The following is a 20,953-nucleotide window of genomic DNA, read 5'->3' on the forward strand; positions in this document are numbered from 1 at the left end:
TTGTCCGGTCCCTTAAAACAAGATTAGCACTCTCCAGCGATGAGTGCTAACTGTGCTAAAGGTAATGACAAGGGTGAAGTTTGTCAAGTGGATTCCCGGATAAATCCGGCTTCCACGCCTCACGAAACCCGGGTCAGACGAAAGCTGCAAAGACCCGGTTGGCCAGCAGCAGGCCCTGCCGGGTGAGGCGAAGCCGGTCGCCGTCCCTCTCCAGCAGGCCGGCAGCGATCTGCGCGTCGATCTCCGTGGGCCAGGCCTCGGCCAGCCCCAGCCCGAAGGCGGCACAAAAGGCAACATCACTCACCCCTTCCAGCAGCCGTAAGCCGAGGAACATGAACTCGCTCCGGGCCTCCTCTTCGGTCAGGGCTGCCCGGTCCAGTTCTGCCGGGAATCCGGCAACGATTGTATCCCGGTACGCAGTGAGCTCCGGCGGGTTGTGCCACCGCACCCCCCACCCGCCCGCCAGGAACGAGTGGGCGCCGGCACCGAACCCCAGATAGCTGCCACGCCGCCAGTAGACCTGGTTGTGGCGGGAGCGCCAACCGGGCCGGGCGAAGTTGGCGATCTCGTACGGCTCGAAACCGGCAACAGCCAGGGTATCCCTGCTCGTTTCGATCATCCGTACCGACTCCTCCTCGTCCGGCAGCTCAAGCTCGCCGCGCACCAGCGACGCCGCAAACGGGGTCCCCTCTTCGATGGACAGGCCATAGGCCGAGACATGTTCCGGGCCAAGGGCAACGGCCTCCCGGAGGGTATTCTGCCATTGCCCCAAGGTCTGGCCGGGCAGGGAGTGGATCAGATCGATCCCCAGGTTATCGAAGCCGGCCCGGCGGGCGAGGGCCACTGCCTGCCTCGCCTCGGCAGCAGTGTGCACCCGGCCCAGGATGGCCAGGAAGCGATCATCCAGAGACTGGACGCCGAGAGAGAGGCGGTTCACCCCGGCAGACCGGTAACCGCCAAGGGTTGCGGCAGTGACGGTACCGGGGTTAGCCTCCAGGGTCACCTCGGCGTCGGCGGTCAGGTGGAAACGGCGCACCGCCGCCTCGACCAACCGGGCCACCAACTCAGGGGCAAGGAGCGAAGGGGTGCCGCCGCCGAGGTAGAGGGTCGTCGCGGTCACCGGGGCATCAAGCATTGCAGAGCGCAGCGACATCTCCTTGATCAGCAGGTCCGTGTATTCCTCAAGGGAGAACGGGGCCACGGCCACGGAATTGAAGTCGCAGTAGCGGCATTTCTGCACACAGAAGGGGATATGGAGGTAGATGGATACCGGCATGGAGTCACTATATCCGAACGGGACAAGAGGCACCAGCCGATTCACTCTTCCCTTGTCTGGACCGGTAAAACGCAGTAAATTGTGCCATCGTGAGAGAACAGGAGGTCGCCCATGTCCCGTACCGTCAAAACCGTTGCACTCCAGTTCACCATTACCCTCGGCGAGATCGAGCCCAACCTGGCCCATGTCCGTACCAAGCTGGCACGCCTGGCCAGGGAGGGTACCCAGCTGGTGGTGCTGCCGGAGATGTGGGCCACCGGCTTTGCCTACAAAAAGCTGAATGAACTGGCCCTCCGGACGGCTGGCATCGTGGAGGAGCTTGCCGACCTGTCCCGGCAGTATGGCATGGTGATTGTCGGCAGCCTGCCCGAGCCCCACGACGGCAAGGTCTACAACTGCGCCTATGTCCTGGACAACGGGGTACTGAAAGGGAAGTACCGGAAGATCCACCTCTTTTCCCTCATGCAGGAGGACCGCTTCTTCGACGGCGGCGACTCCTGGCTTCTGGTGGAGACCAGCGTCGGCAAACTCGGCGTCTTCATCTGCTATGACCTCCGCTTTCCGGAGTTGGCCAGGCGGTTGGCCGTAGAGGGGGCAGAGATCCTGGTGGTCCCGGGCGAATGGCCGAAACCGAGAGACGAGCATTGGCGCGCTCTCCTGCTCGGCCGGGCCATCGAAAACCAGCTGTTCGTGGTGGCTGCCAACTGCTGCGGCCTCGTCGGCAAGCTCGATTTTTTCGGCATGAGCATGGTCATCGGCCCCAAAGGTGAGGTCCTGGCCGAGGGAGGCTACGAGCAGGCAGCCGTTACCGCCACCATCGACTTCGACGAGATGGCTGCCTGGCGGGAGCAGATCCCCTGCTTCGATGATCGTAAACCGGATTGCTATTGAAATCTGTTGACTTGCCCGAGACAGAGGACTATTTAGTAACCCGGTAGCAACCAGAACAGCAGTAGGGGCAGACCTCGTGTCTGCCCAATTCGGGCGATCACAAGGATCGCCCCTACCCCGCACCGGAGGTGTTCCACAGTGTCTCTCTTTGCCGGCACCGGCCTCGTCGTCAAACTGGTCCTCTTCGTCCTGCTCTATTTCTCGGTCGTCTCCTGGGGGATCATCTTCTACAAGTTACTCCAGGTCCACCGCGCCAACAGCGAGTCCGAGCGGTTCCTGGATTTTTTCTGGAAAACCAAGCGGTTCGACGCCATTAACAGCCAACTGGACCGGTTCGCCAATGCCCCCCTGTCGGTTCTCTTCAGCGAAGGATACAGTGAGCTGAAGAAGCTGATGGAGAGAGGGGAGGAAAAGGCCGATCCGACCGTCATCAGCACCGACCTGGGGGGGATCGACAACATCGCCCGGGCCCTGCGGCGGGCCACCACCTCCGAGATCACCCGGCTGGAAAAATACACGACCTTCCTGGCCACCACCGGCTCCACCGCTCCGTTCATCGGCCTTTTCGGTACGGTCTGGGGGATCATGACCGCCTTCAAGGGGATCGGCGAGACCGGTTCCGCTTCTCTGGCCGTGGTCGCCCCCGGCATCGCCGAGGCCCTCATCGCCACGGCCATCGGCCTGGTGGCAGCCATCCCTGCGGTCATGGCCTACAACCACTTCCAGCACAAGATCAGGGTGCTGATCGGTGAGATGGACAATTTTTCCACTGAATTTCTCAACATCGTCCAACGGTCCATTGCGAAGAAATAGGATGACGCCATGGAGATAGGAAGCAGAAACAACGATCGCGGCACCATGTCCCAGATCAACGTCACACCGCTGGTGGACGTGATGCTGGTGCTCCTGGTGATCTTCATGGTGACGGCACCCATGATGCAGCAGGGGGTGCAGGTCAACCTTCCCAAGGCAGATACCAAGTCACTGAGCGCCAAGGAAGAGGCGATCGTCGTCTCAATCGACCGCCAGGGGAAATTTTTCATCGACCGGACCGAGGTCCCCGGCGGTTCTTTGAAGGACAAGCTCACCGCTCTCCTGGCCAACCGGACCAAAAAGGAAGTCTTTCTCAAGGCGGATCGCGACGTCCCTTACGGTGAAGTAGTCCGCGCCATGGCCGAGATCAAGGGGGCCGGTGTGGAACGCCTCGGCATGGTCACCGAGCCCGCCCGGTAGCAATGACCCATTCGCTGCACCGCACAGAACAGGGGCCCGGATGGATGTTTCTGGGCTCCTTCCTGCTCCACGCCTTGGCATTCCTGCTCAGCACCTACGTCCATACCTTCCTGCCCGCGCCGATCGAGGAGCCCGTCTACTACGTGGACGTGGTAAACCTGCCGGTGGCCTCTCCCCGGGCCGGCAGCCCCACCCCTGGCAAGGCCCCGGAGACGGTTGCACCAGTCGCTCCGCCTGAGCAGAAGGCCCCCATGACACTTCCTGCCAAGCAAGCGGACAAGGCAAAAACCAAGAATCCTGCTCCAGCAAAACAGCCAACCCAGGCGGCGCCCGGCGGTAAGGCCGCGGCAGGCGGCGACGAGGCCGCGCGTCTGGACGAACGGATGAAGCAAATGGAACAGCGTGCAGAGGCCAAGCACGAAGAGGCGGCCCTGGAAGCCCTCCAGCGGAAGCATGCCGGAGGGGGCCGCGCCGGCATGCCGGCCGGCACAGGCACCCAGGCCGGCAGCGACTACGGTTCCTATCTCCAGTCGCGGCTGCGGGACGCCCTGGCCCAGACCATTGCCTACCAGAGCAGACGTCCGGAAACTGCGGTCCGGCTCGTCGTCGACCGGAACGGCAAGTTGGTCCGCACGGTCATGGAACGAAGCTCCCGCGACCCCCTCTTCAACGATGCGGTCATGCGCGCCATTGAAAAGGCCAAAGCCTCCTTTCCCCCCCCTCCCAACGGCAAGGAGTTTGAAAAACTCTTTGTGTTCAGCCCTGAAGAGGTCAGCAAGCGATGAAACGTTTCCTTCTGCTCATACTCGTCCTGGCAATCGCCGGCATGCCGGCAACACTCCTCAGCCAGGAGGAGTTCATCAGGGTGACCGCCCCCGGCAATAAGCCGCTCACCCTTATGGTAGCGCCGCCGGTCCCCCTGGACAGCGCCCCCCAGGATGCCATCGCCAGGGAGGTGACCGAGCTCTTCCAGTTCGACCTGACCCTGGCCGGTTCCTTTACCGTTACGACCCCGATAGTTACCGAGAACCGCGGCATACGGCCCGGCGAGTTCTCGTTCGCCCCCTGGCAGAACGCCGGCGCCACCCTGCTCATCAAATCCGGCTATACCGTCAACGGTTCGACACTGATCCTGGAGTTCCGCCTCTATGACGTGATCCGCGAACGGGAGCTGCTGGCCAAGCGCTACTCGGGGAACATAAAGGAGCTGCGCCGGATGGCCCACACCTTCAGCGACGATCTGCTGCTGATCGTCACCGGGGAGCGGGGTCCCTTCACCGGGAAGGTTGCCTTCGTCTCCAAGGCGTCCGGCAACAAGGAACTCTACCTGATGGATTACGACGGCTTCAATCTCCAGCGCCTCACCAACAACGGGTCCATCAACCTGAACCCGGACTTTTCGCCCAACGGTCGCGAGCTGATCTATACCTCCTATAAAAAGGGGAATCCCGACCTCTACCGCCGGGAGCTGTTTACCGGGGCCGAGGCACGAACCTCCTCCAGCCGCGGCATCAACGTCACCGGCAGTTGGTCCCCGGATGGCAAGCGGATCGCCCTGGCCCTGAGCAAGGACGGCAATTCCGAAATCTACCTGATCAACCGGGACGGCAAGCAGCCGACCCGCCTGACCAACAATCCGGCCATCGACGTCTCGCCGGCCTGGTCACCCGACGGCCGGCAGATCGCCTTTGTCTCCGACCGGCTGGGCAAACCTCAGGTGTTCGTGATGAACGCCGACGGCAGCAGCGTCCGCCGCCTGACCACCGAGGGGGCCTACAACGTCAGCCCCCGCTGGTCGCCCAAAGGGGACCGGATCGTTTACTGCCGGCAGCAGGGGGACTTCCAGATCCATTCGATCAACACCGACGGAAGCGGAGATGTCCAGCTCACCTCCCAAGGGAGCAACGAACACCCCCGCTGGTCCCCTGATGGCCGTTTCATCGTCTTCAGTTCCACCAGGGACGGCCGGGAATCGATCTACGTGATGCGTGCCGACGGCAGCGGCCAGACCAGGGTTTCCCGCGGGAAGGCAAACGACTCCCATCCCACCTGGTCGGTACGCTGGTAGCTCATGAAAAATGTAACGTGATATCTGCTTGAAATGAGAGGTTGCTGGTGTATAATTCAGCCGGCTACGCCTGATTCATTATTTTTCGTACCCCATGAAGGAGGAGACAATGCGCAAGGGAGTGTTCGGTTTGGCGGTGGTGCTCTGCTCAGGCATGCTGTTTGTCGGCGGTTGTGCCAAAGAAGAACTGGTAAAGAAGGACGAACCGGTGGCACCTTCCCAAGCGCCGGTAGCGCAGCCGGCCACGCAACAGGCCCAGGTGCCGACCGAGCCGGTACAAAGCCAGCCCGTCAAGGATAGCACTGCCGTCAACGGAGTCGTTGCAGACAGCCAGACGACTGTAGCCCGGGCACCGGAAGTCAAGCTCCAGACGGTCTATTTCGATTTTGATTCCTCTGTGCTGACCCAGGCGTCGCGGGACACCCTGTACGGCAACGCCGAGTACCTGCTGAAGAAGTACAACGGGACGATTCAGGTTGAAGGCCATTGCGACGAGCGTGGTTCCGACGAGTACAACCTGGCCCTGGGCGAGAAGCGGGCCAAGGCGGCCCTGAATTATCTGACCACCCTCGGAGTGCCGACCAACAGGCTCTCCTTCATCAGCTACGGCAAGGAGAAACCGGCCGATCCGGGCCATGACGAGGCTGCCTGGGCCAAAAACCGTCGGGCAGAATTTGTCATTACCAAGTAGTAGCTACATACTTTGAGACAAGAGGGAGCCGGCATCGGCTCCTTTTTGCTATGTAACGTTTTTTCCGGGAGGTTTGAATGAAGCACAGCACTATCAGGTTTCTTCTGGCCGCTGGGGTCTGTCTCCTGGCCGGGTGTGCCACCAGGAGCGACATGGATTCGACCATGCGAGACCTGGAAGAGATGAAAGGGCGCCTGCTGACCATGGAAAAAGAAGTCGGCGGTGTTAAGACCGAGACCAGGGAAGGACTGGAAAAAAGTACCCATGGGCTGCTGAAAGAGGTGGAAAGTCAGCGGAAAATCGTGGCTGACCTGCAGGCGACCCTTGACAGCACCAAGGTGGACATGCAGGTCCTGGCCGGGAAAGTAGACGATCTCTCCCTGGCAGGCAAGAAGCCTGCCGAGGAGTTGTCGCTCCTGCGGGAGGATACGGGGCGGCGCATCACTACCGTGGAAGAGCGGCTCGGCAAGTTGGAGAAGGGGTTGGACGAGGTCCGCAAACAGGCTGCCGATGCCGCGGCCAAGACCCAGTCAACGCCTGACGGTCTGTACCAGCAGGGACGGGACGCGTACAAGGCCGGCAACATGGCCAAGGCCCGGGAATCCTTCACCGCATTCCTGGAGAAGTATCCAAAGCACGAGCTGGCGGTTAATGCCCGCTATTGGCTGGGTGAGACTTGGTACGGCGACAAAAACTACGAACAGGCGATCCTGGAATACCAGAAGGTGATCAAGGAGTTCCCGGGCAGGGAAAAGGTGCCGGCCGCCATGCTGAAGCAGGCCCTGGCCTTCCGGGAGCTGGGAGATACGAAAAGCGCCCGCTTCATTCTGAAGAAGATTGTCGAGGACTTTCCCCTGTCCGAAGAGGCGGGACCGGCCAAGGTAAAGCTGAAAGAGCTGAAGTAGGTCAAACAATCAATAAAAAAACGAAAGGCGGGGTCATTCCCGCCTTTCGTTTTTTTATTGATCAAATTCTATTTCTGCGACAATCGATGTACGCACTCAACCATGTGGATGGCGTTCTCCGGCGGCACCGTCGGCAGGATGCCGTGGCCCAGGTTGAAGATGTGGCCCGGCCGGCCGGCGTTCTCGGCCAGCACCCGCTTGACCTCTGCTTCGATCACCGCTTTCGGCGCAAAGAGGGCGGTCGGGTCCAGGTTCCCCTGTACCGCCATATCCGGCCCGATGATGTCCCTCGCTCTTCCCAGATTGATGTGCCAGTCGAGTCCCATCACGTCCCCGCCCGCCTTCTTGACCAGGTCGAGCATGGTGCCGGCACCTTTGACAAAGTGGATGACCGGCGTGTTCTGGCGGTTCAGGCCATTGATCAGCTTGGTGGTGTAGGGAAGGACAAACTTTTCGTAATCGGTCGGGGAGAGGACGCCTCCCCAGGTGTCGAATATCTGGATCGCCTGGGCACCCGCCTTGATCTGGGCGTTCAGGTATTCCATGTCCATGGTGGTCACCTTCTCCATCAGGGCGGCATAGACGTCAGGGGCGGCGTACATCATCCGCTTGATGTTTGCCCAGTCCTTGGACCCCTTCCCCTCGACCATGTAGCAGGCCAGGGTGAACGGCGCCCCGCCGAAGCCGATGAGCGGCACCTTGGCGGCCAGCTCCTTCCTGAGGATCTTGATGGTGTCCAGCACATAGGGGACATCGGCCTCCATTTCGGGAATACGGAGCGCCTCCACATCGGCCATGGTCCTGATCGGGTGCTCGAAAACCGGGCCGGGAACGAAATCGAGCTTCATCCCCATCGGCTCCACCGGGGTGAGGATATCGGAGAACATGATGGCGGCATCGACGCCAAGGATGTCCACCGGCTGGATGGTTACCTCGGCAGCCAGTTCCGGGGTCTTGCAGAGCTCCAGGAAGGTACACTTGCTGCGAACCCGCATGTAGTCAGGAAGATAGCGGCCAGCCTGACGCATCAGCCAGACCGGGGTCCGGTCAACCGGCTTGCCCCAGCAGGCGTCGAGAAAACGTGTATTCATCTAAAACCCTCCTCAGGAAATTTTTTGATTCAATGATGTAACCATACGGGCTGTGGATTTTGCGGCAAGGTCGGTGGTGCCAAGGAAGAGCGCGGAGGCGTGGTACCCAGAGGGCATAAACAGCGCCACGTCGCACAAGCGATGACGCAGGCAACGCCGAGATTGCCCAAAAGCCGCGGCCCTACGCCTTCTTCTGAAGGCGTATCGGGACGTAATTGCAAAACGGCTCCTCTTCCATGTAATCCCCATACACCGCATCGGCCCGGGCGCGGCAGCCGCCGCAGACGTTCAGGTACTCGCACTGGCCACATTTGCCCTTGTAGGCCTTGAAGTTGCGCAGGTCGTTGAAGAGTTCCGATGTTTCCCAGATCTCGCGAAACGGCGTGGTCTTCACGTTGCCGGCAGTACGGTGGAAATAGGAGCAGGGCTTGACGTTGCCGAAGCAGTCGATGAGGCAGATGGTCTGGGCCGCGATGCACCCCTTGCCGCCGCCGGTGGAGAAGGTGAGGGAGCGGCGCTCGAACTTGACCCCCTCGGCCTTGGCCTTCTGCGGCACGATCCGGTAGTAGTGGGGGGCGCAGGTGGGACGCATGAGGATGTCGTCTTCCAGCTTCTCCTGCTCGTAGTGCCAGTCGAGAATCTCCTCGTAATCTTCCTTGGAGATCAGTTCAGACATGATTTCTTCGCCGCGACCGGTCGGAACGATCATGAACATGTACCAGGCAGTAGCGCCGAGCGACTTGGCCAGCTTGAAGGTATGGGCGATGTCGGTCTGGTTCCGCTTGGTAAATGAGGAGTTGATCAGGAACTTCTGGCCGTGCTTCCGGAACAGGGCGGCGGCGTTCATCACACCGTCGAAGGCGCCTGGGCACTGGCGAAAGTTGTCATGGACCTCGGCTGTCGAGCCGTCCAGGGAGAGCGACACCATCTTGATGTCGGCCTTTTTCATCTTGAGACAAACGTCGTCGGTCACCAGGGCACCGTTGGTGGCCATGCACATCCGCAGTCCCAGGGAGGTGCCGTATTCGGCCAACTCGAAGATGTCCGGGCGGAGCAGCGGCTCGCCGCCCGACAGGACAATAACCGGTTTGGAGAAATCGGCGATCTCCTTCAAGAGCTTTTTCCCCTCTTCGGTGGTGAAATCCCCTTCCGACGAGGTAATGTCCGACGAACAGCGGCAGTGAACGCACTTCAGGTTGCATTTTTGCGTGGTTTCCCAGGCGACCCACTTCGGGGCGAACTCTTGGTTCATGGTCTCTCCGATCGGTTGCTGACAACCTGAAAATCCTACTATGAAAGATGCGTGAAAAACAAGAAGATTCGCCGATGCAAAGGCTACGGTGAGTCATTGAGGGGAAAGACGAGGGTGAAGACACTGCCGGTTCCGTGCATGCCATCCTCCACCCAAACAAGGCCGTGGTGGGCGTCCAGTATCCCTTTGACAATGGAGAGCCCCAGCCCGGTCCCCTTGGACATGAAGTCGGTCTTGCCGGAGGAATGGTGGTCGAGACTGCCGGCGCTGTAAAACTTATCGAAGATCCGTTGCCGTTCCGCCGGTGCTATGCCGATCCCGCTGTCGACCACCTCCAGGCGGTAGAAGTGCTCCCCTTTGACCAGATTCCTGGGAAAATGCGGATAGAACTGCTGGATGAGCGCGGTACCGGCCAGAAGTTCCTGTCGGGTCGTCACCCGGCCGCTGAGCAGGATCGAGCCGCCGTCCGGAGTAAACTTGATGGCATTTTCCAGAAGGTTCCTGACCACCAGCTTGGTAAAGGAGTCGTCTGCCGGTACCGGCTCTTCATCCGCTTCGATATCCACTACGATCCGCCGCCTCGACAGGGGGAGGGCAAAGGTATCGTAGACCTCCCGGCAGAGCAGTGCCAGGTTGAGGGGGCGTTTCTGCAACACCAACCCCTTGGCCTCGATCCGGGAGATGGAGAGCAGATTGTCCACGATATCCTTCAACTGGAGCACCCCTTCGTAGACCGAGGTAAAGATGTCATGCTGCTCCGGTGTCAGTGAGATGTCGCTGTAATGAAGAAGGAACTGCACTCCGCCGAGGACTGACGTGATCGGGGTTTTCAGCTCATGGGACGCCATGCCGATAAAATTGTTCTTGGCGGCATTCAATCGCCCCAGTTCGATGTTCGCCCTCTTCACCTCCTGCAGGTTTTCCTTGAGGGCCTGCCGGCTCCGCTGGAGTTCCTCGGCCTTTTCCTTCATCTGGTCGTACAGGGCGTGGTTCTCGATCAGCACGGCCAGCTGGCTGGCAATGGACGAGAGCAGGAACAGCTCACGGTCCGAGTAGTGCCGCTCCGCCTTGTGTCCCACCATGAGCACGCCGAGTACGTCCTGACCAATGGTCAGGGGGACGGCACACCAGGCGCGGATCCCCATTTCACGGGCACCCTTGACCATTTTCATCGGCAGCCGACCCACCAGGGTGTGGGAACGGAACGGCTTGCCCGCTAAGACCTGGTTCACCCAGGGGGCGTAGTCGGGAAGACGCTTGATCGCCTCCTGGGCGCTCCGGGGAAGCCCGAGGGAGGCACGCAGCTTCAGCACACCGTTGTCCAGGAGGTGGATGCTAGAAAAGTCGATCTGCAGCATGTTGTGCAGCTGGAAGAGCAGGTCGACCATGACCATCTTCGAGCTGCGGGCGGAATTGAGGCGGTAGGCAATGGCGTAAAGGGTAAGGAGCTCCCGGTCGATGATCTGCTTTTCCTGCTCGATCTGTTTCCGCTTGGTAACATCCTTGATGACGTACACACCGCCGGCCAGTTGATTGTCATCCCAGTGAAACGGGTAGCTGGAGACAGTGAACCACCCCTCCAGCATCGGGAAGGCCAGATCGTCGATCCCCTGGGAAAAGTTTCCCGGCTGGAATACCGGGTTGTCCGGTTCGGTGGAACCGTAAAAGATGTCGACGATATTCCTTCCCAGCATGTCGCTGTACGAGGTGAGGAAATACTCGATGAGCCGCTTGTTACAGCGGATGACCACACCATCAGGGTCGGTAAGAACGATCAGGTCGGAAACCGAGTCAAAAGCGGCCTCCCACTCCTTTTTACCCTGACTGATGGCCTGCTCCGCCCTGCGGTGCCGGCTTCGCTCGGCGGCCTCCCGGAGCTCCCGCTCTATGGCCGGCACCAGCCGGGACAGGTTCTCCTTCAGCAGGTAATCATGGGCACCGGCCTTCATGGCCGCCACCAGCTGATCCTCTCCGATCGGCCGGGAAACGATGATGAACGGCAGGTTCAGACCACTTTCCCTGAGAATTATCAGGGCATCGAACGCGCTGAAACCCGGCAGGATGAAATCGGCAATGACCAGGTCCCAGACATTGTCGACCAGAGCCTTTTGCATGGCTGCCGTATTGGCGACCCGTTCACACTGCAGCTGATACCCGCCGGCACTGATCTCATTGAGAATGAGAGCGGCATCCTCCGGAGAATCCTCGATATGCAGGAGCCGCAGCCGCTTGCCGCTCATCACCTGGCTGCCCCTTCCCCTTTTTTGCGCTCATCCACGGGGAAGAGCAGGCCGAAGGTGCTCCCCTTCCCCTCTTCGCTCTCGGCCCAGATATAACCATGATGGACATCCATCACCTTGCGGCAGAACGCCAGCCCAAGACCGGTCCCCTTGGTCTTGCCCTGGCGCCGGTTCCGTGCCTGAACGAAGCGGTCGAAGATGGTCCCCAGGGCATCGGAGGGGATACCCACTCCGGTATCGCGTACCGTAATCAACAGAAAACGACCGTCAGTCCCGAGTGTATCCACCGGATAGGGCTGGGTGGCCAGCCACTGCCGAATCTGTCCGCCATTCGCCACTATCTCTGCCGTCACCTCGATCCGGCCGCCCGCCGGGGTGAATTTCACGGCGTTGGACAGCAGGTTGCCCAGCAGGCGGGTCACCAGATTCCGATCCATAATCAGTTGAGGAAGGTGTTCGGCAAATGAGGTGACAAGTTCCAGATCGGCCTTTTTCGCCACCGGCGAAAACTTGGCCAGCGTTTTTTCCAACACCGGCACCGGCTCTTCCCGCTTGGTGTGCAGTACCATCATGCCGGCCTCGAATTTGTGGATATCCAGGAGCGCATTGATCATTTCCACCATCTCGTCGCAACTCTCCTCGGCAGATTCGATGAATTCACGCTGGTCCCGGTTAATCGGTCCGAGCCGCCCTTCCCGCACCAGGTCGAGCGAGCCGACAATAGCGGTTATCGGCGTTTTCAGGTCGTGGGACAGCATGCTGACAAAATCCTCCCGCTCTTGTTCCAGCGCCTTCAGGACTGAAATATCACGGATGATCTCCACACTACCCACAACTTCTCCGGAACTGCCGTACAAAGGGGTGGCGCTGGCCAGCACCGGCAGGTCCCCGGAACTGCAGTGCAGGGTATAGGCCACAGCCAGACAGGGCGCACCGGTCGCGAGCACCACCCGGCAGGGGAGACGCTCGGCAGGGATATCGACACGCAGAAGCTCGCTCACGTTTCGCCCGAGCAGTTCCTCGCGGCCACTCCCCAACACCAGTTCCGCCTTGTGATTGACGGTCATGACCCGCCCCTGGGTGTCGACTGCAACCAGCAGATCGGCCATCCCTTCCAGAATCGCCTCGATCTTCTTCTTTTCGGCTGCCAGTTCCTGCTGGAGGACCAGGTTCTCAGAGCGGGTGCGGCTGTACCTGATTGCCCGTTCTACCCGTTTCAGCATGTCATCAGTGGAAAACGGCTTGGTAATGTAATCCAGTGCCCCCCGCTTCATCGCCTCCACGGCGATCTCCTCGCTGCCGTGGGCCGTCATCATCACCACCGCCAGTTCGGGACGCTCCGTTCGCACCCGGTCCAGGACCTGCATGCCGTCAACCCTGGGCATCCTGATATCCAGCAGCATGAGCTCGCAATCTTCCCGTTCCAGCATCTCCAGGGCCTCGGCCCCGTCACTGGCACGCACCGTGGTAAAACCGGCATCCTCCAGCTGCAGCCGCAGGATCAGAGCGATATCCGCTTCGTCGTCAGCGATGAGAATCTTGTTCTTGACCATGGCTCTCCTCGAATATCGGCACTGTGAAAGTGAAAACGTTGCCGCCCGCCAGACCTGGTTGATAGGAAATCCGGCCACCGTGCTTTTCGACGATCTCTTTGCAGATGGCCAGACCGAGCCCGGTACCGCCGATACCACTCTCTTCGGTCGTGGAAAATTGCTGAAACTTGGTGAAAAGCTTGCTCCGGTCGTCCGGGCTGATGGACCGGCCGTGATCGGCAACGGAGATGGCTATAAACTCCCCGTCACGTTGGGCGGAGATCATGACCACCGTGCCGGCCGGCGAGAATTTGACCGCATTGGAGATCAGGTTGGCCAGGACCTGAATCAACCGGTCCCGCATCCCGAGCACCATCGGTAGATCACTCGCCGCAGTGTTGACCAGGGATATGTTGCGGGAAAGGGCAAAACCTTTTTGTTCTTCAATGGCATAGATCAGGAGCTCGTTGACCGGAATCGGCTTCATGGAGAACTCCACGTTGCCTGACTCAATCTTCGATATTTCCAGGATGCTATTGATCATCCTGATCAGCCGGTCGGTGTTCCTCAGGCAGACCACCAGCAGCTCCCGTTCCGTGCCGGTCAGCCACTTCCCTTTGTTCAGGATCACCTGGAGTGAGCCCTTCATGGAGGTGAGCGGAGTCTTCAGTTCATGGGACATGGTGGAAATGAACGCACTCTTCATCCGGTTCACGTCCCCTTCCAGGGTCACGTCCCGGATCGACATCACCAGACCGCTGTAGAACCCACCTTCATCCAGAAGCGGAGCAATGGAGATCTTCAGATCCTTACCGCCGATCGGCAGCTCCAGGACACGCACCGATTCCGCAGAAAACTCCCGGATCTGTTCGACCAGGGCACAAAAATCTCCACGGCGGCAGGCCTGATCAATGGGGAGCCCCAGAATATCCTCGGCAGCGACTCCGAAAATTTTCTGGGCAGCCGGGTTGATATGGGCGATGTGGTTCTTCCGGTTGGTTACCACCACCCCGTCGACCATGCTGGTAAGGATGGCCTCCATCATCTCCATTTCCATTCTGAGTTGGGCCGTTCGCTCGGCTACCCGCTTTTCCAACACCTCGTTGAGGTCCTCCAGCGCCTCGTTTTTCTTCCGGATGGTGGCATCGCGTTCAGCAACAGCCTTGGCCATTCTGTTGAATGAGTCCGCCAGTTGGCCCAGTTCGTCGTTGGAAGCCACCATCACCCGCTGGGTGAAGTCACCGGCCTGGATCTCTTCCGCTTTCCGGTTCAACTCCAGGAGCGGTGTGGTGAAACGTCTGGATGCGTAATAGGCAATGGCAAAGGAAAGGAAGATGCCGAATACGCCGGAGATGAGCGTAGTTCTGATACTGTCCTGGCGGATGTTGAGGTAGTTTTCCCGGGTGAGGGCCACGGCCAGGCTGCCGATGAATGTGCCGTTGCTGTTGGTAAGGGGCTCAGCGACCATCTCGAAGGAACGGTTACCGAAGGTGGTCGATCCGTGATAGGTGTAGCCGCTCTGCAGCCGATTAAGGATCTTGGTGGAGAGCCGTCCCGTCTTGGTGCCCAGTGCTTCGGAACTGCTGGCGATCAATGCGCCACGTTGAGTGATGGCGACTGCCACCTCCTTGCCGAACACCTTCTGAATCTGGTACGGCAGACGAGTGTCCTTGTTAAGAGCATTGCCAACCACCACCCACCCCAGAAAAGAGTCATCAGCGGCAATGACCGGCATCACCACGGTGATCATCATTAGATCGCCATCAGGTGGTATTGATGCGCAAACCGCCGCATCACCCTCCCGGCAGAAATCGTCGCGGCTGATCAGTTCCGTCGTTACCAGCGGCGCCCGCCGGCTGTGGGCCAGTTGAAGCAGAGCCGCCGGCCTGAATTGATCATCACCGGACCGGCCGTTCAGCCGGACAATCACCCGGCCACTGCTATCGACGATACTGAGCAGATCGGTAAAGGGAAGGGCATGGTGCCAACGACGCAGGGCATCCTCCAGCCAGAGCCGGTCGCGGGCCAGGATACGGTCGCGAACCGGTTGGGCCGAGATGGGAAGGGCGAGGGAGTTCCTGATCAGATCGGCCTGGCCAAGATACTGGCTTTTGGCAAACCTGAGATTTGACTCCAGGTCCTTGTCGATTTCCTTGTTCAGGGAGGAGGTGCTGCTGGTGATGGTAACATAGAACAGGAACAGATGCGAGACGACCAGGGTCAGAAGAATGGCCGCGAACAGCTTGCTGCGGATGCTGAACTGGCGTCGCATGCGTTCCTTTCGGCCGGCAGTGTGCGCCGGTTACATCCCTTCCGGTTTCAAGTCGCGGGCCATCAGTTCAATGACCGCGGCGCGGGCCGGCTTGTCCTCGTACAGCACGCGGTAGACCTGCTCGGTGATCGGCATATCCACGCCGAGTTTCCCGGCCAGGAGATAGGTCGATTCAGCCGTCTTTACCCCTTCCGCAACCATCCGCATCCGGCCGAGGATGGTCGTGAGCGTCAGTCCCTGTCCGAGTTGCACCCCGACGGTCCGGTTGCGGGAAAGGTCGCCGGTGCAGGTCAGCACCAGGTCCCCCATGCCGGCCAGACCGGCAAAGGTTTCCGGCCTGGCTCCCATGGCCAGGCCGAGCCGGGAAATTTCGGCCAGCCCCCTGGTGATGAGAGCGGCACGTGTATTGTGGCCAAACCCGAGGCCATCGGCAATGCCGGCAGCGATGGCGATGACGTTCTTGAGCGCCCCGCCGAGCTCCACGCCGATCACGTCATTATTGGTGTAGACCCGGAACCAGCGGGTGGTAAAGGTTTCCTGCACCGTCCTGGCAATCGCCTCGTCCGCGGCGGCAGCCACCACGGCCGTTGGCATCTCCAACGCTACCTCCCGGGCAAAGCTCGGCCCGGACAGTACGGCAAAACGTTGGTAGAGGTTGGGGGGGAGCAGTTCCTCATAAATCTGTGAAACCGCCTGCAAGGTTTCCAACTCAATCCCCTTGGAAGCGCTGACCATAACGGTATCCGCGGGGATGGCCGGCAGGGCCTGCCTGATCACCCCTCTCAGCACCTGGGTCGGCACCACGCAGAGAATGAGCTCTTTAGCGCTGACCGCCTCGACCAGATCGTTGGTGAAGGAAAGGGCAGGGGAGAGGGTAATGTCGGCGAGGAAGAGCGAATTGACCCGGGTCGCCCGCATTTCCGCCACCAGCTCCGGCTCGTAGGCCCAGAGGGTAACCTCGTGTCCCCGCTTCGCCAGCAGGTCCGCCAGGGTCGTCCCCCAGCTCCCCGCCCCGATCACCCCGATTTTTCGTGTCATTGGTCTCTTCCTTGATTCCTAAACCCGAAAAGCAATAGAACGCGGATTGAAACGGATTCACGCGGATTAGAAACAAGTTTCTGCATTGGGTTATATCCGCGTTAATCCGAATATAATCAGATTTGATCCGCGTTTAATTGCCTTTCGAATTTTGTATTCTTGTTTCTCGCCACATTTGCCTCCAAGGTCAGCGGCCCGAGTCAAAAGTGGCATTCTCAATCCCACCAGTCCTCGTCTTCGTCGTCCGGATGGTCCCGTAAATCATACCCCTCCCCCAGCGCCTCCCTGGCCACCAGCAGGCTTTCCATGGCAAAGCGCCGCAGGAACGGGTGGACATGCAGGGGCAGGGGAGAGTCCAGCAGGCTGAAGGCGGCTGCCAGGGTCACTTCCACGATGGCGGTTCCCCGTCCGCAGCGCTGCATCAGGTCGGCATTGAGCAGGAGCCGCCGGGCGATCCGGTTGACCTGGGGCAGAATCAGCTCGCCACAGAACTCCTCCAGAAGGGTTTCCACCCGGGCCGCTGCCCCCCGCGACTCGTCTTGCTCAAGGGCCAACCACTGTTCCGCGTAGTCATAAACCCGACCGCTGGCCATATACCAGCCGCTGAAGAAGTCGTCGTCCAGAAGGCGCGCCGACGCTGCCAGGAGGCGTGGGTTGACCGCCATATCCTCGCTGGTAGGAGCGACGGGAGGAATGTAGCAGGCCGCTGTCAACTCCTCCCGGGTAAACATCCCGCTCCGCAGGTAAAACTCCGGCGGCGGCAGGGCATTCTGCTGGCGCGTGGCGTACAGGGCATCCTTGAGCAGCAGGAGACCGTAGTCGATATCGACGGCATGGAGTCGCTCGTCTCCCCGGGCAGCGGTGACTTCCTCCGTGAATTCGGCAACCGTCGTCTCCGGTACCCCCCAGGCACCTTTCACCCCCCCTTCGTCGTGCAGCTGCAGGTAGAGTGTCGCCACCCGTTCCCCGTCAAGGTGGCGGGCAATCCAGAGGGTTCGATAGCCACCGCCATCAACCGGGCTGGCATAGACGGCATGAAACGGCTGCGGAACTTCGGCTACCGGTGCCGGCATGGGCTCGACACCCAGGAAGGCCAGCCGGCGAAGGCTTTTTGTCGCCAGGTCACGGTAGGATGTATCGGCATGACAGGACCACTCCAGCGTCAGTGCCGCAGCAGCGGGGAGGCGGATTTTGCCGAGGGTGGTCAGCACCTCCTGCACCACCAGTGGGTCGTCGAAGGCGAGGAGCAGCGCACAGACCTCTACGACACGCGGATCGTCAACCTGAGCCAGCTCCCTGATCATCATCACCTGCCGCTCCTCGGCGGCATAAACGAAGTCCTCCAGTAACCAGAGGAGCCCGCGCTCCCCCCGGTCCAGGAACTTAACAAGGGACTCCTTGAGCGGGCCGCTGTAACTGGCGAGCAGACCGGCAAACGGGGGAAGGGTAACGTCGATGCCGCAGTTCTGCAGGGTGGAGAGGAGCGCCACCTTTCCTTCGTCTTCCAGGTCGCGACGGCGCAGCGCAATCTGGATCAGTTGATCAAGCCATTCCTCGTCGGCAAAAAAATCCAGCAGATAGGTGTACTTGGAGATAAGCTCGCCGCTCTTCTCGCGCCACAGGCTGCGGACCAGAGGCGGCAGGGCGTGGCGACCGGCTTTCTGCAGGGTACCGCCGATCTCGTCGATCTCGGCAACCGTGATGTTATCCTGCTTGAGCCGTTCCAGAAGCCGGAGTATCCGGTGCCGTTCCAGCAGGCTCTCGTCTATGTTGCGGTGATGGTTTTCCATAGAATCAATTATACCGCGTTATTCCTCATCACCATCGCTCGGATCGGCGGCAGATATATCCTCGTCGTCATCGACGGCATCCTCGTGATCATCCTTTTCCGCAAGCCGTGCCACGGCCACGACCCGCTCTTCGGACTCGGTCACCATCAGCCGTACCCCTTGGGTGTTGCGGCCAATGACCGAGAACCCGGCCACCGGTACCCGGAGAATCTTTCCCTGATCGCTGATCAGCATCAGGTCGTTTTCGTCGGTCACCTGTTTGATGTCAACCACGCAGCCGTTCCGCTCGGTGGTCTTGATGGTAATGACCCCCTTGCCGCCCCGGCTCTGGGTCCGGTATTCGCTGAGCTCGGTCCGCTTGCCGAAACCGTTCTCGGTGACGGTGAAGATGGTGGAACCGGTGAACGCCTCGTTGATGATCTCCATGCCGATCACCACGTCGCCGTCTTCCAGGCTCATCCCCCGAACGCCACGCCCGACCCGGCCGATGGAACGGGCATCCTCTTCCTTGAAACGGATCGATTTGCCGTGGCTGGAGGCCAGAAGCACTTCCTGCTTGCCGTCGGTCAGCGCCACGGTGATCAGCTTGTCCCCCTCGTCCAGGTTTACGGCAATGATGCCGCCGGAGCGGATGTTGGCGTACTCCTTGAGCGGGCTCTTTTTCACCACCCCGTGACGGGTGGCCATCATCAGGTAACGGTCGGGGCTGAACTCCTTGATGGAAAGAATGGCGGAGATCTTCTCCCCCTGGTTCAGGTTCAAGAGGTTCACGATCGCCTTGCCGCGGGTGGCCCGGCCCCCCTCGGGAATCTCGTAGACCTTGAGGAGATAGACCCGCCCGGCATCGGTGAAGAACATCATGAAGTCCTTGCTGGAGGCGATGAACAGGTGCTCGACGAAATCCTCCTCTTTGGTCTTCATCCCGGACTTGCCTTTGCCCCCCCGGCGCTGGGCACGGTAGAGGGAGACGGCGCTCCGCTTGATGTAGCCGGTGTGGGAGATGGTGACCACCATGTCCTCCTCGACGATGGTGTCCTCCAGGGTGATCTCGCCGGTCTTGTCGACGATCTCGGTGCGCCGTTCGTCGCCGAACTTCTCCCTGAGCTCGGTCAGTTCGCCGACAATGATATTCAGGATCTCCGTCTCGGAGGCGAGGATCTCCTTCAACCGGGCGATGTACTTCAGGATATCGGTGTACTCCTGAATGATCTTTTCGCGCTCCAGGCCGGTGAGACGCTGCAGACGCATCTCCAGGATCGCCTTGGCCTGCTCCTCGGAGAGGTGGACGCTGTTACTGAAGACGGCATCCGGAAGCCCCAATTTCCGCAGATAGTCCGGGTCGGAGAAGTTACCGGCCATCAGCCCCTGCTTGGCCTCATCCGGGTTCTTGGCCGCCCGGATCAGCTCGATGACCGCGTCGAGCCAGTCCAGGGCGATCTTGAGGCCTTCCAAAATATGGGCACGGGCCTCGGCCTTCTTCAGGTCGAAGATGGTCCGCCGGGTCACGATCTCGCGGCGGTGATCGATGAAGTGGTCGATCATCTCCCTGATGGTCAGAACCTTGGGCCGGCCGTTGGCGATGGCCAGCATGATGATCCCGAAGGATGTCTGCATCTGGGTCTGTTTATAGAGGTGATTGAGTATGATCTGCGGCTCTTCGTCCTTTTTCAGTTCGATGACGATCCGCATCCCGTCCCGGTCCGATTCGTCCCGCAGGTCGGAGATTCCCTCGATCTTCTTCTCCTTGACCAGTTCGGCGATCTTCTCGATCAACCGCGCCTTGTTCACCTGGTAGGGGATCTCGGTGACGATGATCGACTGCCGCTCGGACTTCTTCTGGGTCTCGATGGTGGCACGGGCGCGCATCTGCACGATGCCGCGGCCGGTCCGGTAGGCCTGGATGATCCCTTCGCGGCCGTAGATGAAGCCGGCGGTGGGAAAATCCGGCCCGGGGATAATGGAGAGCATCTCCTCGAAGGTAACCTGCGGGTTATGGATGACGGCGATGCAGCCGTTGATCACTTCGGTCAGGTTGTGCGGCGGGATGTTGGTCGCCATGCCGACGGCGATGCCGGCCGAGCCGTTGACCAAAAGGTTCGGAAACTTGGAGGGAAGAACCAGCGGCTCCTGCAGCGAGCCGTCGTAGTTCGGCCCCATGTCCACGGTCTCTTTTTCAAGATCGTTCAACAGCTCATGGGCCAACTGGTCCATCCTGATCTCGGTATAGCGCATGGCTGCCGGCGAGTCGCCGTCCACCGAGCCGAAGTTCCCCTGGCCGTCCACCAGCGGGTAGCGGAGCGAAAAGTCCTGGGCCATCCGGACAATGGTGTCGTAGGCAGCCGTATCGCCGTGGGGGTGGTACTTACCGATGACGTCACCGACCACGCGGGCCGATTTCTTGTACGGTTTGTTGTAGTCGTTACCCATGTCGTACATGGCATAGAGGCAGCGCCGGTGCACCGGCTTCAGGCCATCCCGGACATCGGGCAGGGCCCGGCCGATGATGACCGACATGGCATAGTCCATATAGGACCGCTTCATCTCGTCTTCGATGTTAACAGCGGTTTTGTTCATGTTGTGGTCGAGCATCTATTTCCTCTATTTTGAGTCGTTTCACTAACAATTTTGACTATTTGTACAGTTTTAATGGCGCAGTTTTATTAAATTAAGTTTG

Annotated in this window: 16 protein-coding genes; 7 read left to right on the top strand and 9 right to left on the bottom strand. The window is 60.1% G+C overall.

The genetic code is table 11. The features are described from left to right. Positions 1 to 133: 133 nt before the first annotated feature. Positions 134 to 1,276 (bottom strand): radical SAM family heme chaperone HemW, encoded by a 1,143-nt coding sequence (gene hemW, locus JN12_RS08125; protein WP_145020930.1) that lies wholly within the window; start codon positions 1,274 to 1,276, stop codon positions 134 to 136. Between the two features lie 111 nt (positions 1,277 to 1,387). Here hemW and JN12_RS08130 point away from each other — a divergent pair, with 111 nt between their 5' ends. From JN12_RS08130 to ybgF, 7 genes are all read left to right on the top strand, one after another. Further along, positions 1,388 to 2,167, top strand: coding sequence for a carbon-nitrogen family hydrolase (locus tag JN12_RS08130; protein WP_145020933.1), 780 nt, complete (start codon positions 1,388 to 1,390; stop codon positions 2,165 to 2,167). Positions 2,168 to 2,305: 138 nt separating this feature from the next. Beyond that, positions 2,306 to 2,980 (top strand): protein TolQ, encoded by a 675-nt coding sequence (gene tolQ / locus JN12_RS08135; RefSeq protein ID WP_145020936.1) that lies wholly within the window; start codon positions 2,306 to 2,308, stop codon positions 2,978 to 2,980. A 9-nt stretch (positions 2,981 to 2,989) separates the two neighbouring features. Continuing rightward, entirely contained in the window at positions 2,990 to 3,400 is a 411-nt protein-coding gene (gene tolR / locus JN12_RS08140; RefSeq protein WP_145020939.1) for a protein TolR, read from the top strand. A 44-nt stretch (positions 3,401 to 3,444) separates the two neighbouring features. Beyond that, entirely contained in the window at positions 3,445 to 4,185 is a 741-nt protein-coding gene (locus JN12_RS08145; RefSeq protein ID WP_145020942.1) for an energy transducer TonB, read from the top strand. Continuing rightward, on the top strand, positions 4,182 to 5,468 hold the full coding sequence (gene tolB / locus JN12_RS08150) for a Tol-Pal system beta propeller repeat protein TolB (RefSeq protein WP_145020945.1): 1,287 nt from the start codon (positions 4,182 to 4,184) through the stop codon (positions 5,466 to 5,468). Before JN12_RS08145 ends, tolB begins: the two co-directional genes overlap by 4 nt. Before the next feature lie 109 nt (positions 5,469 to 5,577). Continuing rightward, positions 5,578 to 6,159, top strand: coding sequence for a peptidoglycan-associated lipoprotein Pal (gene pal, locus JN12_RS08155; protein ID WP_145020948.1), 582 nt, complete (start codon positions 5,578 to 5,580; stop codon positions 6,157 to 6,159). A 77-nt stretch (positions 6,160 to 6,236) separates the two neighbouring features. Continuing rightward, positions 6,237 to 7,064 (top strand): tol-pal system protein YbgF, encoded by an 828-nt coding sequence (ybgF, locus tag JN12_RS08160; protein WP_145020951.1) that lies wholly within the window; start codon positions 6,237 to 6,239, stop codon positions 7,062 to 7,064. Between the two features lie 68 nt (positions 7,065 to 7,132). On the opposite strand, the gene hemE is transcribed toward ybgF, so the two are convergent. The 8 genes from hemE to gyrA form a co-directional block, all read right to left on the bottom strand. Continuing rightward, a complete protein-coding gene (gene hemE / locus JN12_RS08165; RefSeq protein WP_145020954.1) occupies positions 7,133 to 8,155 on the bottom strand; it encodes a uroporphyrinogen decarboxylase in 1,023 nt (340 codons plus the stop codon). Between the two features lie 181 nt (positions 8,156 to 8,336). Continuing rightward, positions 8,337 to 9,407 carry a radical SAM/SPASM domain-containing protein gene (locus JN12_RS08170; RefSeq protein ID WP_145020957.1) on the bottom strand — a complete coding sequence of 357 codons (1,071 nt, stop codon included), beginning with the start codon at positions 9,405 to 9,407 and terminating at the stop codon, positions 8,337 to 8,339. 83 nt (positions 9,408 to 9,490) lie between these two features. Next, positions 9,491 to 11,647, bottom strand: a complete 2,157-nt coding sequence (locus JN12_RS08175) for a hybrid sensor histidine kinase/response regulator (RefSeq protein WP_145020960.1) — start codon at positions 11,645 to 11,647, stop codon at positions 9,491 to 9,493. After that, a complete protein-coding gene (locus JN12_RS08180) occupies positions 11,647 to 13,200 on the bottom strand; it encodes a hybrid sensor histidine kinase/response regulator (protein ID WP_145020964.1) in 1,554 nt (517 codons plus the stop codon). Before JN12_RS08180 ends, JN12_RS08175 begins: the two co-directional genes overlap by 1 nt. After that, a complete protein-coding gene (locus JN12_RS08185) occupies positions 13,172 to 15,451 on the bottom strand; it encodes an ATP-binding protein (protein ID WP_145020967.1) in 2,280 nt (759 codons plus the stop codon). Before JN12_RS08185 ends, JN12_RS08180 begins: the two co-directional genes overlap by 29 nt. Positions 15,452 to 15,481: 30 nt before the next feature. Then, positions 15,482 to 16,489, bottom strand: a complete 1,008-nt coding sequence (locus JN12_RS08190) for an NAD(P)H-dependent glycerol-3-phosphate dehydrogenase (RefSeq protein WP_145020970.1) — start codon at positions 16,487 to 16,489, stop codon at positions 15,482 to 15,484. A 215-nt stretch (positions 16,490 to 16,704) separates the two neighbouring features. Next, positions 16,705 to 18,279 carry a HEAT repeat domain-containing protein gene (locus tag JN12_RS08195; protein WP_145020973.1) on the bottom strand — a complete coding sequence of 525 codons (1,575 nt, stop codon included), beginning with the start codon at positions 18,277 to 18,279 and terminating at the stop codon, positions 16,705 to 16,707. A gap of 18 nt (positions 18,280 to 18,297) precedes the next feature. After that, positions 18,298 to 20,868, bottom strand: coding sequence for a DNA gyrase subunit A (gene gyrA, locus JN12_RS08200; protein ID WP_145020976.1), 2,571 nt, complete (start codon positions 20,866 to 20,868; stop codon positions 18,298 to 18,300). Positions 20,869 to 20,953 lie beyond the last annotated feature (85 nt).

The organism is Geobacter argillaceus (assembly GCF_007830735.1).
Taxonomy (GTDB): domain Bacteria; phylum Desulfobacterota; class Desulfuromonadia; order Geobacterales; family DSM-12255; genus Geomobilibacter; species Geomobilibacter argillaceus.

Coding starts and splice junctions, on each gene's coding strand:
- hemW (WP_145020930.1), bottom strand. CDS start 1,276: ATGCCGGTATCCATCTACCTCCATATCCCCTTCTGTGTGCAGAAATGC.
- JN12_RS08130 (WP_145020933.1), top strand. CDS start 1,388: ATGTCCCGTACCGTCAAAACCGTTGCACTCCAGTTCACCATTACCCTC.
- tolR (WP_145020939.1), top strand. CDS start 2,990: ATGGAGATAGGAAGCAGAAACAACGATCGCGGCACCATGTCCCAGATC.
- JN12_RS08145 (WP_145020942.1), top strand. CDS start 3,445: ATGTTTCTGGGCTCCTTCCTGCTCCACGCCTTGGCATTCCTGCTCAGC.
- tolB (WP_145020945.1), top strand. CDS start 4,182: ATGAAACGTTTCCTTCTGCTCATACTCGTCCTGGCAATCGCCGGCATG.
- pal (WP_145020948.1), top strand. CDS start 5,578: ATGCGCAAGGGAGTGTTCGGTTTGGCGGTGGTGCTCTGCTCAGGCATG.
- ybgF (WP_145020951.1), top strand. CDS start 6,237: ATGAAGCACAGCACTATCAGGTTTCTTCTGGCCGCTGGGGTCTGTCTC.
- hemE (WP_145020954.1), bottom strand. CDS start 8,155: ATGAATACACGTTTTCTCGACGCCTGCTGGGGCAAGCCGGTTGACCGG.
- JN12_RS08170 (WP_145020957.1), bottom strand. CDS start 9,407: ATGAACCAAGAGTTCGCCCCGAAGTGGGTCGCCTGGGAAACCACGCAA.
- JN12_RS08175 (WP_145020960.1), bottom strand. CDS start 11,647: ATGAGCGGCAAGCGGCTGCGGCTCCTGCATATCGAGGATTCTCCGGAG.
- JN12_RS08180 (WP_145020964.1), bottom strand. CDS start 13,200: ATGGTCAAGAACAAGATTCTCATCGCTGACGACGAAGCGGATATCGCT.
- JN12_RS08185 (WP_145020967.1), bottom strand. CDS start 15,451: ATGCGACGCCAGTTCAGCATCCGCAGCAAGCTGTTCGCGGCCATTCTT.
- JN12_RS08190 (WP_145020970.1), bottom strand. CDS start 16,489: ATGACACGAAAAATCGGGGTGATCGGGGCGGGGAGCTGGGGGACGACC.
- JN12_RS08195 (WP_145020973.1), bottom strand. CDS start 18,279: ATGGAAAACCATCACCGCAACATAGACGAGAGCCTGCTGGAACGGCAC.
- gyrA (WP_145020976.1), bottom strand. CDS start 20,868: ATGCTCGACCACAACATGAACAAAACCGCTGTTAACATCGAAGACGAG.